The sequence below is a fragment of the Burkholderia sp. BCC1988 genome, assembly GCF_905339895.1.
Classification (GTDB): domain Bacteria; phylum Pseudomonadota; class Gammaproteobacteria; order Burkholderiales; family Burkholderiaceae; genus Burkholderia.
This window is the reverse complement of the sequence record NZ_CAJPHA010000023.1, coordinates 66291-80678: the sequence shown is the minus strand read 5'-3', so window position 1 is coordinate 80678 and position 14388 is coordinate 66291. Positions and strand designations below refer to the sequence as shown.

At 68.7% G+C, this 14388-nt stretch carries 14 protein-coding genes; 3 read left to right on the top strand and 11 right to left on the bottom strand.

Annotation, left to right across the window (positions count from 1 at the left end; genetic code table 11):
• Window positions 1–53 precede the first annotated feature (53 nt).
• Window positions 54–866: an alpha/beta hydrolase gene (locus U4012_RS28455; protein WP_321802522.1), complete on the bottom strand. Its 813-nt coding sequence runs from the start codon at window positions 864–866 to the stop codon at window positions 54–56.
• A 112-nt stretch (window positions 867–978) separates the two neighbouring features.
• Complete coding sequence (locus U4012_RS28450; RefSeq protein ID WP_321802521.1) at window positions 979–1410, bottom strand: hypothetical protein; 432 nt, start codon at window positions 1408–1410, stop codon at window positions 979–981.
• A 398-nt stretch (window positions 1411–1808) separates the two neighbouring features.
• Here U4012_RS28450 and U4012_RS28445 point away from each other — a divergent pair, with 398 nt between their 5' ends.
• Window positions 1809–1943 carry a hypothetical protein gene (locus U4012_RS28445; RefSeq protein ID WP_006750603.1) on the top strand — a complete coding sequence of 45 codons (135 nt, stop codon included), beginning with the start codon at window positions 1809–1811 and terminating at the stop codon, window positions 1941–1943.
• Between the two features lie 150 nt (window positions 1944–2093).
• Complete coding sequence (locus tag U4012_RS28440) at window positions 2094–2852, top strand: hypothetical protein (RefSeq protein ID WP_124521195.1); 759 nt, start codon at window positions 2094–2096, stop codon at window positions 2850–2852.
• Window positions 2853–3022: 170 nt separating this feature from the next.
• Here the strand turns inward: U4012_RS28440 and U4012_RS28435 are convergent, their stop codons facing one another.
• From U4012_RS28435 to U4012_RS28400, 8 genes are all read right to left on the bottom strand, one after another.
• Window positions 3023–4219, bottom strand: a complete 1197-nt coding sequence (locus U4012_RS28435) for a beta-propeller fold lactonase family protein (protein ID WP_321802518.1) — start codon at window positions 4217–4219, stop codon at window positions 3023–3025.
• Between the two features lie 120 nt (window positions 4220–4339).
• A complete protein-coding gene (locus tag U4012_RS28430; RefSeq protein WP_321802516.1) occupies window positions 4340–5842 on the bottom strand; it encodes a M81 family metallopeptidase in 1503 nt (500 codons plus the stop codon).
• Window positions 5839–7119, bottom strand: a complete 1281-nt coding sequence (locus U4012_RS28425) for a Zn-dependent hydrolase (RefSeq protein WP_321802512.1) — start codon at window positions 7117–7119, stop codon at window positions 5839–5841. Before U4012_RS28425 ends, U4012_RS28430 begins: the two co-directional genes overlap by 4 nt.
• Window positions 7120–7153: 34 nt before the next feature.
• On the bottom strand, window positions 7154–7855 hold the full coding sequence (locus U4012_RS28420; protein ID WP_044847066.1) for an ABC transporter ATP-binding protein: 702 nt from the start codon (window positions 7853–7855) through the stop codon (window positions 7154–7156).
• Complete coding sequence (locus tag U4012_RS28415; protein WP_124667137.1) at window positions 7852–8619, bottom strand: ABC transporter ATP-binding protein; 768 nt, start codon at window positions 8617–8619, stop codon at window positions 7852–7854. Before U4012_RS28415 ends, U4012_RS28420 begins: the two co-directional genes overlap by 4 nt.
• Window positions 8616–9659 (bottom strand): branched-chain amino acid ABC transporter permease, encoded by a 1044-nt coding sequence (locus U4012_RS28410; RefSeq protein ID WP_321802508.1) that lies wholly within the window; start codon window positions 9657–9659, stop codon window positions 8616–8618. The genes U4012_RS28415 and U4012_RS28410 overlap by 4 nt, the downstream gene beginning before the upstream one ends.
• Window positions 9656–10516: a branched-chain amino acid ABC transporter permease gene (locus U4012_RS28405; RefSeq protein WP_044847063.1), complete on the bottom strand. Its 861-nt coding sequence runs from the start codon at window positions 10514–10516 to the stop codon at window positions 9656–9658. The genes U4012_RS28410 and U4012_RS28405 overlap by 4 nt, the downstream gene beginning before the upstream one ends.
• Window positions 10517–10585: 69 nt before the next feature.
• On the bottom strand, window positions 10586–11794 hold the full coding sequence (locus tag U4012_RS28400) for an ABC transporter substrate-binding protein (protein WP_321802505.1): 1209 nt from the start codon (window positions 11792–11794) through the stop codon (window positions 10586–10588).
• A 233-nt stretch (window positions 11795–12027) separates the two neighbouring features.
• Here U4012_RS28400 and U4012_RS28395 point away from each other — a divergent pair, with 233 nt between their 5' ends.
• Window positions 12028–12882 carry a FadR/GntR family transcriptional regulator gene (locus U4012_RS28395; protein ID WP_124571231.1) on the top strand — a complete coding sequence of 285 codons (855 nt, stop codon included), beginning with the start codon at window positions 12028–12030 and terminating at the stop codon, window positions 12880–12882.
• Window positions 12883–12949: 67 nt separating this feature from the next.
• Here the strand turns inward: U4012_RS28395 and U4012_RS28390 are convergent, their stop codons facing one another.
• The gene (locus U4012_RS28390; protein WP_321802501.1) at window positions 12950–14374 is read right to left on the bottom strand and encodes an aldehyde dehydrogenase family protein; all 1425 of its coding nucleotides are present in this window, start codon (window positions 14372–14374) and stop codon (window positions 12950–12952) included.
• Between the last annotated feature and the right edge of the window lie 14 nt (window positions 14375–14388).

Genomic DNA, 14388 nt, shown 5'->3' with positions numbered 1-14388 from the left:
TTGCGCGAGCCTAAAGAAAATCTTATGCGGCGCGTGAACCGGTCCCGCGCGTGTCAGTCCGGCAAGCGGTCGAGAAACGCCAGCATCGCGGCATTGAAGCGCGCCGGCCGCTGCAGCGGCGCGAAATGGCTCACGCCCGGCAGGATCGTCAGCGTTGCGCCCGGAATCGTGCGCGCGAGATACGCCGCATGGTCGGGGCGGATGAACTCGTCGTGCTCGCCCTGCACGATCGCGACCGGCACGGCGACCGCCGCGAGGTCGGCCGCGCGGTAATCCGGTTGCGTGCGCATCATTTCGCTGACGGCGGCAACGAACGCGTCGAAACGGTCCGGCGTCGCGGACAGCCGCACGTAGTCCTTGCGGTGCCGCGCGAAGCAGCGGTCGATCAGCGGGCTCGGCACCATCTCCTTCGTGCCGCCCGGATCCATGTTGCACGCGAAGAAGAACACGCCCGCCGCACGCGCCGGCGCGCGGGCGGCCAGCACGAGCGACACGCACGCGCCATCGCTCCAGCCGACGAAGCGTGCGCGCCCGATGCGCAGCGCATCGAGCACCGCCAGCACGTCGGAGGCCATGCGTTCGTAGGAATAGGGGCGATCGTCACGCGTGCTGCGGCCGTGGCCGCGGCTGTCGATCACGATCGCGCGGTAGCCGGCCGCGAGCAGCGCCGGCACCTGGTTGCCCCAGTTGCCGCCGTGGCCGAGGCCACCGTGCAGCAGCACGACGGGCGGGCCGTGGCCGAACGACGCGTGCCAGATGCGCGCGCCGTCGTGATCCAGCCATCCTTCGGCGTCGGCCGCCGGCAGCGGCGTGCCGCCTTGCGCGTCGAAGCGGACGAGGTCGTCGTCGGCGAATTCCGCGTTCATCGTTCTGCCGTCCTTGCGAGGGAGACGAGCTTGCGATTGTAATGCGCGGGACGGCGTGCCGCGACGCGTCCGCGCGCTGCGGTGGGCGACGGCGCGGCGCCGTGCCGTGCCTTCAGGCCTGCGTCGACACCAGCGCGCCGGACGTCGAGCCGCCCGACTTCTGGATCGCCTGCGCAAGCTGCGCGATCGCCGTCGACAGCGCGGCGGAGATCGTGCTGGCTTCCGCGCCCAGCGTCTGCTGCTCGAGTGCCGCCGCCGGATCGTGCTTCGCGCGCTGCGCGGCCGCCGCCATCTGCTGCTGCAGTTGCGCAAGCTGTTTCTGCAAGCGCTCGATGAGTTGCTTCAACTGCTTGACCGCGGGATCCTCGGCCGGGGATCCCGACGCGCCCAGTGTCTGCCCTGCGCCGTCCGACTGCGCGGCACCACCCGCCGGCGTCGACGCGGCGGACGTCGCCGTCGACGCGGCACCGGTGCCGGACGGATCGGCGGTCGCGTTGCCAGCGGCTGGCGAGGTCTGCGCGGCGGAAGAAGGGTCGATCTGCATCGTGTCGGTCCGTAGTGAGTGTGCGACTCGGGTCGGTTGAACAGGGGAAACCTTCCAACCGGTTTACGGTATTCGTCGGATGAAACTTGAGCCCCGCCTTTCCAGCTGCCCTGAGATGCCCAGAGATGCCCGCGCCGTGCGCGTACCGCCGATCGTCGCGAAGGGGCCAGATTGGCCGGCCGTCGACGCTGGTAAAATCGCCGGCTGGCCTGCTGCCGCAGCACACCGGCTGCTTCCGGCAAGGCCTCGCGGGCTGCCCCGCGTCGGTGCCCGCCCGGTCGGGCCCGATACGCGATGCCGTCCGGCGCCGTCGCAACGCGAGCCCCGCGCCCGCATCGACATGCGACGCGCCGACTTCGGCACGCTCCCCCTTCATCACGCATTTCGAGGAATTCACGATGGCCCGCATCGGCGCCTTCTGCCTGACCACGTGGCTCGCGGCCGCGATTCTCTATTTCGGCCAGCATTCGGTCGCGATGATTGCGCTCAGCGGCGTGGTCGTGTTCGGCGGATTCGACCTGCTGCGTCCGTAACGGCGGCAGCGCGCGCGGCAGCGACAGACGCGCTTCGCCGCCGCACTGAAAAACGCCGACCGGCGGCCCGCGACGCAGGGTAAGATGCGGGTCGGAGTCGTCATTCTCGCGCAGCACGAACAGGGCACCGCCCACGCAGGCCGTCCGATCATGAAACAAGGCATTTTCGTCGCCACGCCCGCCTACGGCGGCATGTGTTACCTGCCCTACGTGAACGGGCTGCTGGAGCTCCAGCATGCGTGCCTGAGCGCCGGCCTCGCGTTCGAATACTTCTACCTGAGCGGCACCGCATTGTTGCATCAGCAACGAAACGTCGCGGTCGAGCGCTTCCTGCACAGCGGCCTGTCGCACATGATGTTCATCGATGCGGACATCGGCTTTCGCGGCAGCGACGTGATCCGGATGTTCGAACAGCAGCACGACGTGATGCTCGGGCTGTATCCGTCCAAGAGCATCAACTGGGCGGCGGTCGCCGAGGCCGCGCGCTCGGATCCGTCGGCGCCGCCCGAGCGGCTCGCGCTGTTCAGCGCCGATTACAGCCAGACCGCGTATGCGGTGGACGGTGCACAGTCCCGGATCCAGCTCGATTCGGTTTCCGAGATCCACTCGGGCGGCGCCGGCCTGATGATGATCGCGCGCCCCGTGTTCGACACGATGGCGCAGGCCTATCCCGAGACGCAGGTCCAGTTTCCGCCGAGCTATCGGAACCTGTCGCCGAATTCGACCTCCATGTACGAGCATTTCGAATTCCTGAGGGAACCCGACGGGCGCTCGCTGTCGGAAGATCTGTCGTTCTGCAAGAAATGGCGGATGTGCGGCGGCAAGCTGTATGCGTGTTCGTGGTTCCAGACCGTCCATGCGGGCGTTCATCTCTATGAGGGCAACCTGCCGGCGTTGCTCGGTCAATGAGCCGCGGGCGCGAACGGCTGGCGCTGCGCAACGCGTAGCGGCGCGAGCAGTTCGGCTAGCGGATGGCGGCTGACCGTCGCCGTCGTCGCGACTTCGGGCTGCGTGCGCAGCCCGGCATCCCGGACCGGCGCGACGCACGCGTCGGCTAGCCCGTCGAACGCTTCAACCCATCACCGCGGCAACGTCCGCAGCGACGACGGCCCGCCCGTGAGCGCGATGCGCTTGCCCGTATCGCGCAGCTTGCCGCCGTCCACCGCATACAGCGCAAGCTGCCGCTCGACGTTGAACTGCACGATCACGTGCCGGCTGTCGGCGGTAAACACGATGCCCTGCGCGGCTTCGCCGCCCGGCACTTCACTCGTCTGCACCGCACGGCCGTTGCGGATCTCGAACAGCACCACCTTGCCGAGCTTGTGGCGACCCGGGTTGTCGGGCGTCAGGTTCGAGCCGTCCATCGCCTGCACGGCGATCCACTTTCCGTCCGGCGAGATCGCGACGCCTTCCGGCAGCGACGGCACCGTCAGGTACTGGACCGTGCGGAACGGCGTGCGCGACACGTCGATCAGCGCGACCGAATCAGCATCGCCCGCGAGCGTGCCCGTATAGCCCGGCAGCCCCGCGAGCCCGACGTTGCTGACGACGGCCCAGCGATTGTCGCTCGACACGTCGATCGTGTAGGGCGCGACGCCCGTGCTCAGCCGCGTGCCGCTGTCGGTCACCTTGCCGTCGTCGACGTTCAGCACCGCGATGCCCTGCTCGTCGCGCAGCGACACGAGCGCATGCTTGCCGTCGTGCGTGAAACTGATCCCGGCGAGCCGCTTCTTGCCGATCTTCAGGTTGCCGTCGAGCGTCACCTGCGTTCCGTCGATCCGCAGGATCGACACGCTGCCGTCGACGTTCGCCGCCAGCGCGAGCCGGCCCGACCGATCGATCGCGATCCCCTGCGGGTGCGTGCCGAGTTCGATGCGCGTGATCGCCGGCGGCGACGCAGCGAGGTTCACGACCTGCAGAAACGTATCGAACACGAGTTGCCTCGCCCCCTGGTCGTAGCGCGTCGGCGCGCCGACCAGCGCGAGCTTCGCGTCGGGTGCGATCGCGACGGCCTGCGGCGGGCCCTGGATGCCGTTCTCGACGTCGACCTGCAGCGCGACCTTCGGCGGAAACACGCTCGCGTCGAGCAACGTCAGCGTGTCGGCGGGCGGCGACGCGAGATAGGTGTCGCGCCCTTCGACGCGCTGATACTTGCCGTCGTTGCCGGACACGATCCAGTCGGCCGCGTGCGCGGTGACGGCGGTGACGGTGGTGGTAGCGAGCGTCAGCGCGGCGAGCAGGCGGGCGCGACGAAGGCGAAAGCGATTCGAATGCATGGCGGTCGGTTCTCCGGATCGGTTGCGGACGCAAGGACTGGCACGACCCTGCTGCTCGACGGGTCGATGCCACCGCATGATGCACGAAAGCGCGCGAAACCGGCGTCTCGCGCCCGCCGCTCAGGTCGTGCGCACGCCCGCGCTGTCCCACCGATCGACGTCGTCGAGCGGATACACGGGTCGCGCGAGCCGCTCGTAGCGGAACAGCCCGTAGTCCGAGCCGGTCACGCCGCGGCTGTCGCACTCGACGAGCGCGGCCGCGATCGGCACGAACACCGGCCGGCAGTACATCCGCGACTTCAGCAGCAGGAATCGCGCGCGGCGCGGATCGATGCCGACGCTCTCGAACACGCCGAGATCCCACGGCTCCTGCGTGCGCTCGGTGACGACCAGCGTCGCGTCGCCGATATCGAGCACCGCCGCGCGGCCCATGTATGCGCGCTGGCCCGTATACGTCGGCCCGGTAATCACGTATTCGCCGTCGGTGATCGCGCGCACGATGCCCGTCGCCCGAAACGGCGCGCGCCGCGCGCCGCCGTGCGACGGCATCCGGTTGCCGACCAGCACGGTCACGGTCGCGCCGACGCCCGCGCCGATCAGCGCCGCGACTGCATCCGGGTCGCACAGCGGCCCGCTGACGATCCCGTCGAGCCCCTGCGCGAGCGCTTCCTCCAGCAGGTCCATCGTGTCGCACGGGCCGCCCGACATGCAGTTGTCGCCGTGATCGAGCATCAGCACCGGACGGTCCGCACCGCGCGCCAGCGCCGCGGCCTGCGCGACCGATTCCGCGAGCGGCGCGCTGCGGTAGACGAACGCGTCGCGTGCGTCCCAGATCTGCCGGGCGATGCGCTCGGCCACCGCGTCGGCCGCTGCGCGGTCGCCGTCGGCGACCACGACGATGCTGATGCACGGCGCGGGAATGTCAGCGAGCGAGAAGCCGGGCAGCACCGATACAGCCAGCATCCCGTCGGCTTCGGCCGCGCGCGCGGCCTCCACCACGCGCCGCATCGCGCCTTCGGCGCTCGCGCTGCGCAGCGTCGACGTCATCAGCGGCGGCTGCCGCCACGCGAGCACGGGCCGAGCGCGGCCGTGCAGCCGGTCGAGCAGCACACGCGCCGCGTGCTCGCCGGTTTCGTACATGTCGACGTGCGGATAGGTCTTGAAGCTGACGATCACGTCCGCATGGTCGATCATCTTCTGCGTGACGTTCGCGTGCAAGTCGAGCGCGACCGCGATCGGCGCATCGGGCAACGCGGCACGCACGCGCGCGAGCAGGTCGCCCTCGCCGTCCGCGCTCTGCTCGGCGACCATCGCGCCGTGCAGGTCGAGCATCACCGCGTCGCAGCCGGGCGCGGCCGCGACGATCGCGTCGCAGATCGCCGCATACGCGTCGGCGGCGACCGGCCCGCTCGGGTTCGCGGCCGCCGACACCGGCGTGACGATCTCCGCGCCTGCGCGAGCCGCCGCATCGATGAACGCGGCCATCGCGGTGCGCATCCCGCGATTCGCGCGATACGCGTCGTCACCCCAGTCGGGGCCGTTGCGGCCGAACGCGGCGAGCGGCGTCGGCACCGGCGAGAACGTATTGGTTTCGTGGTTCATCCGGGCGATCAGGATCTTCATCGCGTGGCGCCCTCCGCCACGCCCGCCGCGCCGAGCATCGCATGCAGCAGCACGTTGCAGCCCGCTTCGAGGTGGGCGGGATCGGCGTCCTCGATTTCGTTGTGGCTGATCCCGTCCTTGCACGGCACGAAGATCATCGCGGTGGGCGCGACGCGTGCGAGATACACCGCGTCGTGACCCGCGCCGCTGATCACGTTCATCGACGACAGCCCGAGCGCACTTGCGCCCGCGCGCACCCGCTCGACGAGTGCCGCGTCGAACGGCTGGGGAGCGAAATACACGACCTGCTCGACGTCGATCCGCATGTCGGCCACCGCCCCCAGATCGGCGCAGGCCGCGCGCAGTTCCGCATCCATCGCCGCCAGCGTCGCATCGTCGGCCGCGCGCAAGTCGACGGTCAGCGTCACGCGGCCCGGAATCACGTTGCGCGAATTCGGATGGACGTCGACCCAGCCGACCGTGCCGCGCCCGTGCGGCGGGTGCGCACGCGCGATGCCGTTCACCGTGCGCACGAGATCGGCCGCGACCAGCAGCGCGTCGCGCCGCAGTTCCATCGGCGTGGGTCCCGCATGCGCCTCCATCCCGTGTACGGTCACGTCGTACCAGCGCTGCCCGAGCGCGCCCTCGACCACGCCGATCGTCGTGTCGTGCGCCTCCAGCACCGGCCCCTGCTCGATATGCGCTTCGAAATACGCGCCGACCGGATGCGCACCGTTCGCGTCGCCCGCATAGCCGATCGCGGCCAGCGCATCGCCCACCGATGTGCCGTCGCGATCGCGTTGCGCGAGCGCGTGGTCGAGCGTGAACGCACCCGCGAACACGCCGGAGCCCATCATCACGGGCACGAAGCGCGAGCCTTCCTCGTTGGTCCACACGGCGACCTCGAGCGGCGCACGCGTACGCACGCCCGCGTCGTCGAGCGTGCGCAGCACTTCGAGGCCGGCGAGCACGCCGTAGTTGCCGTCGAACTTGCCGCCGGTCGGCTGCGTGTCGATATGGCTGCCCGTCGTCACGGGCGGCAGGTCGTCGCGTTCGCCCGCACGTCGCGCGAAGATGTTTCCGATCGCATCGATGCGTACCGTGCAGCCGATTTCCTTCGCCCACGCGACGAACAGGTCGCGCGCCTCGCGATCGAGTTCGGTGAGCGCGAGGCGGCACACGCCTCCCTTGTCGGTCGCGCCGATTCGCGCGAGACGCATCAGGCTGTCCCACAGCCGCGCGCCGTCGACGCGCAGGCCGGACGCCGTGGCGCCCTGTGTCGAATCCAGAACTTGCATCGGTGGAATTCCTCGCAATGAACGGGCCCGGCGCTTACGCGACGCCGACACCCAGGTAACGGTCCTTCACCTCGTGATCGGCCGCGAACGCCGCGTTGCTGCCTTCGTAGACGATCACGCCCTGTTCGATCACGAAGTGGCGGTCCGCGAGCTGCGTGCACACTTCGAGGTTCTGTTCGACGAGCAGGATCGCGACGCCGGCCGCCTTGATCTGCTTCAGCTGCGCGACGATCTCCTCGACGATCACCGGCGCGAGCCCCTCGACCGGCTCGTCGAGCATCAAGAGCCGCGGGTGGTTCATCAGCGCGCGGCCGATCGCGAGCATCTGCTGCTCGCCGCCCGACAACTGCGCGCCGCCGTTGCGGCGGCGCTCCTTCAGGCGCGGGAAGATCCGGTAGATATCGTCGAGCTGCCACGGCGAATCGCGGCGTGCGCCGAGCCGCAGGTTTTCCTCGACCGACAGCAGCCGGAAGATGCCGCGATGCTCGGGCACGAAGCACAGGCCGCACGCGGCAATCCGGTGCGCGGGCTGCCCGGACACCGGCCGGCCGGCGAACGTCACCGTCCCGCCGGTCGGCGCGACGACACCCGCGATCGCCTTGAGCGTGGTCGATTTGCCCGCGCCGTTGCGGCCGAGCAGCGTCACCGTCTCGCCTTCGTTCACGTTCAGCGAAATGCCCTGCAGCACGTGGCTCTTGCCGTAGCAGGCGTGAACCTCCTTCACGTCGAGCATCATGCGCGGCCTCCGGTGATCATGTTGCCGAGATACGCGCTGCGTACGCGCGCGTCGCCGCGAATCGCATCGGGCTTGCCTTCGACCAGCACGCGCCCCTGCTGCATCACCGTGATCGTGTCCGAGATGTCCATCACGATTCCCATGTTGTGTTCGATCAGCACGACCGTGTAGTCGTCGCGCAGGCCGCGGATCAGCGCCTTCATGTCGTCGAGGTCGTCGATGCCCATGCCCGACGTCGGCTCGTCGAGGAAGATCGCGCGCGGCCGCGCCGCAAGCGCCATCCCGACCTCGAGCCGGCGCTGCTGGCCGTGCGACAGCACGCCCGCCGCCGTGTCGGCGAAGCGCTGCAGGCCGAGCCGCTCGAGCACCTCGTCGACGACGCCGTCATGCGCGAGTGCGCCGCGCGGCGGCGTCCACGGATTCAGCGCGCGTCGCGATTCGACGCCCTGCGCGGCGACGCGCAGGTTCTCGCGCACGCTCAGGTTCGGAAACAGGCTCGTCACCTGGAACGAACGTGCGATGCCGCGCCGCACGCGCTTGTGATCGGGTTCGCGCGACACGTCGTGACCATCGAACAGGATCGAGCCCGACGTGATCGGCAGTGTGCCGGTCAGCGTATGGAACAGCGTCGTCTTGCCGGCACCGTTCGGGCCGATCACCGAATGCACGGTGCGCGGCATGATCCGCAGATCGACGCCGCCCAGCGCCGTGAACTTGCCGTAGCGCTTGACGATGCCGCGCGCTTCGAGAATCGCTTCGCTCATTGCCGCTCCCTGGCCGTAGCCTCAGTGCGATCGGCGCGCCGCAGCGATGCCGCGACGCGTTCGCCGAGTCCCCACAATCCGCGCTGCATGAACAGGCTGACCGCGATCAGCACGAGGCCGAGCAACAGCAGCCAGCGCGGCCACAGCGTCGACAGCCAATCCGCGAACAGCACGTAGAATGCCGCGCCGAGCACCGACGCGAACAGGTTGCCCGTGCCGCCGATCACCGTCATCACGAGGATCATCTCGCTCGTGTGATAGTCGATGTTCGACAGCGGCGCGATGCCCGTCATCAGCGCGTGCAGCGCCCCCGCGAGACCCGTGACCGCGCCCGAGATCACGAACGCCGCGAGCTTGAAGCGCTGCACGTCGTAGCCGGCCGCCGCCGCGCGTGCCTCGTTGTCGCGAATCGCGAGCAGCGTCCGGCCGAACACCGAGCGCGATACGCGCAGCAGCAGCCAGAACACCGCGACGAACAGCACCGCGACGAAGCCGTAGTAGCGCCACGGCGAATCGAGCGAGACGAGCGGATGCCCGAATGCGGCGAGCGCGGGGCGCGGGATGTCGAGCAGCCCGTTGTCGCCACCCGTCACATCCGGCGTCGTATACGCGAGGAAGTAGAACAGCTGCCCGAACGCGAGCGTCAGCATCACGAAGTAAGTGCCGCGCTGCCGGATCGAGAACCAGCCGACGAGCGCGGCCGCGGCGGCACCGAGCACGGCGGCCGCGACGAGCGCAGCCGTCATCGACCGGATGCCGTGCGTCAGGACCAGCCCCGCCGCGTAACTGCCGAGCCCGAAGAAGATGCCCTGCCCGAACGACAGCAGCCCCGTATAGCCGAGCAGCAGATTGCAACCGAGCGCGGCGAGCGCGAACACCAGCACTTCGGTCGCGAGCGAGCCCGAGCTCAGCGCCAGCGGCAGCACGCACGCGACGGCCACCGCGAGCCAGCCCTCCGGCCGCCGCAGCGCGCCGCGCCACGGCCGCGCGCGCGGCGAGGCTGCCGCCGCGGGCGGCAGCGGTTTCGACGATTCGATCATGCGGCCCTCCCCAGCAATCCGTTCGGACGCAGCAGCAGCACGGCCGCCATCGCGACGTAGATCATCAGGCGCGCGCCTTCCGGCCACAGCGTGCTCATCAGGCTCTGCACGATGCCGACCAGCAGCCCGCCGACGAGCGCCCCGAGGAAATTCCCCATCCCGCCGACGACGACCACCACGAACGCGACGCCGAGCGCCTCGATGCCCATGAACGGATCGACGCCGCGGATCGGTGCCGCGAGCACGCCGGCGAGCGCGGCGGTGGCCGCGCCGAGCGCGAACACGAGGCTGAACACGCGCGTCACGTTGATACCGAGCAGCGACACCATCTCCGTCGATTCGCTGCCCGCGCGCACCGTACTGCCGAGCCGCGTGCCTTCGAGCACCCACCACAGCAGTCCGGCAAGCAAGGCCGTGAACGCGATCACGAACAGCCGGTATTTCGGGTAGACGAAGCCGCCCCAGATCACGACGCCGTTCAGCGCGTCGGGCGGCGGCACGTTGTCGCCGAGCGGGCCCCACGCGAGGATCGCGCACTCCTGCAGCACGAGCGCGAGCCCGACGGTCGCGAGGATGTGGAATTCATGCTGTTGCGCATACACGTGACGCAGCACGAGCTTCTCGACGATCCACGCGAACGCGCCGACGACGAGCGGCACGACCGCGAGCGCAACCCAGAAGTTGGCCGACCATTGCAGCGCCTGGTAGCACAGGTACGCACCGAGCAGATAGAACGCGCCGTGAGCGAAGTTCACGAAGCGCAGCAGGCCGAACACGATCGACAGGCCGACGGCGAGCAGGAAATACAGCATGCCCACGCCGATGCCGTTGACGATCTGCAGCAGATAGACGTTCATGGCTTCCGTACCGGAAAGGAGTGAAACGGACGTCCGCGGCGCGCGACGGCCGCGAACGCGCGCATCGCGTTACGCGAGCTTGCACCCCGTCTTGTCGACGGACAGGAACGATTGACCCGAGCTGACGATATCCGCGTAGTCGTCCGCGTTCTTCATCCGGCTCTTCGGCTTGCCCTTCAGCAGGTAGTAGTTCTTCAGCACCTGGTGGTCGCCCTTGCGGATTTCCTCCGGGCCCGTGAGACCGTCGTACTTCATGCCTTCCATCGCCGCGACGACCTTCTTCGGATCGGCGCTGCCGGCCTTCACCATCGCGTCGAGCAGGATCTTCGAGCAGATGTACGAACCCGCGAGGCTGTAGTTCGGGTTCGCCTTGAACGCGGCGTTCGCGCGCTTCACGAGGTCGCGGTTCAGCGGCGAATCGATGCCGTGCCAGTACTGCGCGCCGAAATACACGCCATCGCAGATGTCGGGGCCGAGCGCCTCGAACTGCTCGAGGCCCGATGCCCATGCAAGCAGGATCGTGCAGTTGCGCTTCATCCCGAAGCTGACGGCCTGGCGCAGCGTGTCCGATGATTGCGAGCCGAAGTTCAGGATCAGCAGCACGTCGGGTTGCGCGGCCGCCGCATTCGTCAGGTAGCCGCTGAACTCCTTCTCGGCGAGCGAGTGGTAGCTGTTGCCGACATGCTCGATGCCTTTCTCCTTGAAGATCGCCTTCGCGGCGGACAGCAGGCCCTCGCCGAACACGTATTGCGGCGTGATCGTGTACCAGCGCTTCGCTTTCGGCAGCATCTGGAGCAACGGCCGCACCGTCTGCTCGATCGCGCCGAAGGTCGGCACCGACCAGCGGAACGTCGCATCGTTGCAGTCCTTGCCGGTCAGTTCGTCCGCGCCCGCCGTCGTGATGAACACGCCGCCCGCCTTCTGGACTTCCTTGCCCATCGCCAGCGATTCGGACGACAGGATGCCGCCCGCGAAAAAGCGGGCCCCCTTCTGCTGCGCGATCTCCTGCACGCGCCGCACGGCGGTCGCGGGCTTGCCCTCGGTGTCGAGTGCCGTATACGCGAGCGGCGCACCGAGCACCTTGCCGTATTGCCTGACGGCGAGCTGCATGCCGAGATCGGCGTACTTGCCATTGGCGGCGAACGGCCCCGACATCGGCACCGGGCAGGCAAGCTGGATGGTCGAACCCTGCGCGAATGCGGCACGGGACGACATGCTGCCGAGCGCACCCGGCACGGCCGACAGCGCGGCCAGTTTCAACAGTTCTCGGCGATTCAAGTTGACGCTCCTGATAAAGGGGGACACACGATGCGACCGACTGCCAAACCCAAACCGTTTCCACGCCCTGCAGGATGCGCGTTGCCGGTTGATCCTATTTATCATGATAAATAGAATGAACCTGATGCTAGAGTTGATCAAAATTGGTGTCAATCAGGCAAAATTCCGTACCCCGCGCCGGAACGGATCGTCGACGATGACGTGGCGCGCAGTCAGACAAAGGAGTCTTGAAGATGGTCATGGACCGAGCCAGGGCGGGCCTCGCGGTCGAAATCAAGCAGCCGAAGCGGGCGGATCTCGTCGCCGAGGAGATCAAGCGGCTGATCACCGAGAAGGATCTGAAACCGGGCGACCGCCTGCCGCGCGAGGCGGAACTGCAGCAGCTGTACGCGGTGAGCAAGAGCACGATCCGCGAGGCGCTGAAGTCGCTCGAGGTGCAGGGGCTCATCAAGGTCACGACGGGGCCGTCGGGCGGCGGGATGGTCGTCGAGGTGCCGCTCGACCGCACGCTGCAACTTCTGCAGAACTACCTGTTCTTCAAGGACGTGACGATCGACGACATCTACACGGTGCGCAAGCTCCTCGAACCCGAGCTGGCGGCGGGCGCCGTGCCACACCTGACCGAGCGCGACTTCGCGGCGCTGGAGGCGAACATCGCGTGCTGCGACGGCGCGTCGGGCGTGCACGACCGCGGCCACATGCTGCGCCAGCGGCAGGAGGACACGACGTTCCACGACATCCTCGCGGCCGCGAACCCGAACCCCTTCCTGCGCTTCAGCTGCGAGCTGATCAACGAGATGATCCGGCAGCTGATCGAGTTCAGGAACGATACGCCGCTCGCGGAACACAAGCGCTTCGGCGAAGCGAACGTGTCGATCCACAAGGAGATCCTGCTGGCCGCGCGCGCGCGCGATGCCGAGCGCGTACGTGCGCTGATGGTCGAGCACATGACCGAGGCGCCCAAGCACGTGAAACGGATGAAAGGGAAGCTGCGCGGGCGCTTGATCCTCGACTCCGAAATCCGCAGGCGGGCCGCCGCGCCCGTTTCGGGCGCCGACGCGGCCGCGGCGGATGGCGAGGACAACTGACTGTCGGCACACGCGAAGCCGGCTCGCGGCAAAAGCCGACCGTCCGGCGACGGTCGGCCACCGCCGCTCACGCGTACCCCGTCGTGCCCTTCGTCTCCAGATATTCGACGAGGCCGAACTCCGCATACTCGCGTCCGTTGCCCGAACGCTTGTAGCCGCCGAACGGCGCGGCCGGGTTCCACGCCGGATAGTTGATGTGCACGTTGCCCACGCGCAAGCGCGCCGCGATGCGGCGGGCGCGCTCGAGATCCTTCGTCTGCACGTAAGCCGCGAGCCCGTAGACCGAATCGTTCGCGAGCGCCACGGCTTCATCCTCGGTCCGGTAGGTCAGGATCGACAGCACCGGACCGAAGATCTCCTCGCGCGCGATCGTCATGTCCGGCGTGACGTTCGAGAACACCGTCGGCTTCACGTAGAAGCCGTCGCCGAGCCCGTCCGGACGGCCGGGCCCACCTGCGACGAGCGTCGCGCCCTCGTCGATGCCGCGCCGGATCAGCTGCTGGATGCGGTCGAACTGCGTGCGGCTGACGACCGGCCCGATGCCCGTTTCCGGCGAACGCGGATCGCCGACGACGGTGCGCGCAGCCTCATCGCGCGCCGCCGCCTCGGCCGCGGCCAGCTGATCGACGTGTACGAACATCCGCGTCGGCGCGTTGCACGACTGCCCGCTGTTGCTGAAGCAGCTGCGCGCGCCGCGCGTGACGGCATCCTCGATGTCGGCATCGGGCAGGATCAGGTTCGGACTCTTGCTGCCGAGTTCCTGATGCACGCGCTTCACGGTATCGGCCGCGGCCTTCGCGACTTCGACACCGGCACGCGTCGAGCCCGTAAACGACACCATGTCGACGTCCGGATGCCGCGACAGCGCATCGCCGACCTCATGCCCGTAGCCGTGCACGAGGTTGAACACGCCCGGCGGCACGCCGGCTTCGTGCAGGATCTCCGCGAACAGGATCGCGCTGAACGGCGCGATCTCGCTCGGCTTGAGCACCATCGTGCAGCCCGCCGCGAGCGCCGGCGCGACCTTGCAGACGATCTGGTTGATCGGCCAGTTCCACGGCGTGATCAGCGCGCACACACCGATCGGCTCGTGCGACACCAGCAGCGCATCGGTCTGCGTGCTGAACCGGAACGACCGCAGCGCGCGGATCGTCTGTTCGAGATGCGCGGTGCCGACCGCGGCCTGCATCGCGCGCGCGAACGCGATCGGCGCGCCCATCTCCTGGCTGATCGTGCGCGCGACTTCGTCGTAGCGGCGCCGGTAGATCTCGAGCACGCGCTGCAGCAGCGCGACGCGCGCGTCGACCGTCCAGCGCGAATACGCGTCGAATGCCCGCTTCGCCGCGCCGACCGCGCGGTCGACGTCAGCCGGCCCGCCGATCGCGAGCCGCGCATACGGCTTCGCGGTGGCCGGATCGATCACGTCGATCGCGCGCGCATCGGCCGGATCGCACCACTGTCCGGCGATATAGCTCTGTTGTGAGGTTCGCATCGAAGGCTCCTGGA

Excerpts from the sequence above, each read along its gene's own strand:
- U4012_RS28455 (WP_321802522.1), bottom strand. The coding sequence starts at position 866 with ATGAACGCGGAATTCGCCGACGACGACCTCGTCCGCTTCGACGCGCAA.
- U4012_RS28450 (WP_321802521.1), bottom strand. The coding sequence starts at position 1,410 with ATGCAGATCGACCCTTCTTCCGCCGCGCAGACCTCGCCAGCCGCTGGC.
- U4012_RS28445 (WP_006750603.1), top strand. The coding sequence starts at position 1,809 with ATGGCCCGCATCGGCGCCTTCTGCCTGACCACGTGGCTCGCGGCCGCG.
- U4012_RS28440 (WP_124521195.1), top strand. The coding sequence starts at position 2,094 with ATGAAACAAGGCATTTTCGTCGCCACGCCCGCCTACGGCGGCATGTGT.
- U4012_RS28435 (WP_321802518.1), bottom strand. The coding sequence starts at position 4,219 with ATGCATTCGAATCGCTTTCGCCTTCGTCGCGCCCGCCTGCTCGCCGCG.
- U4012_RS28430 (WP_321802516.1), bottom strand. The coding sequence starts at position 5,842 with ATGAAGATCCTGATCGCCCGGATGAACCACGAAACCAATACGTTCTCG.
- U4012_RS28425 (WP_321802512.1), bottom strand. The coding sequence starts at position 7,119 with ATGCAAGTTCTGGATTCGACACAGGGCGCCACGGCGTCCGGCCTGCGC.
- U4012_RS28420 (WP_044847066.1), bottom strand. The coding sequence starts at position 7,855 with ATGATGCTCGACGTGAAGGAGGTTCACGCCTGCTACGGCAAGAGCCAC.
- U4012_RS28415 (WP_124667137.1), bottom strand. The coding sequence starts at position 8,619 with ATGAGCGAAGCGATTCTCGAAGCGCGCGGCATCGTCAAGCGCTACGGC.
- U4012_RS28410 (WP_321802508.1), bottom strand. The coding sequence starts at position 9,659 with ATGATCGAATCGTCGAAACCGCTGCCGCCCGCGGCGGCAGCCTCGCCG.
- U4012_RS28405 (WP_044847063.1), bottom strand. The coding sequence starts at position 10,516 with ATGAACGTCTATCTGCTGCAGATCGTCAACGGCATCGGCGTGGGCATG.
- U4012_RS28395 (WP_124571231.1), top strand. The coding sequence starts at position 12,028 with ATGGTCATGGACCGAGCCAGGGCGGGCCTCGCGGTCGAAATCAAGCAG.
- U4012_RS28390 (WP_321802501.1), bottom strand. The coding sequence starts at position 14,374 with ATGCGAACCTCACAACAGAGCTATATCGCCGGACAGTGGTGCGATCCG.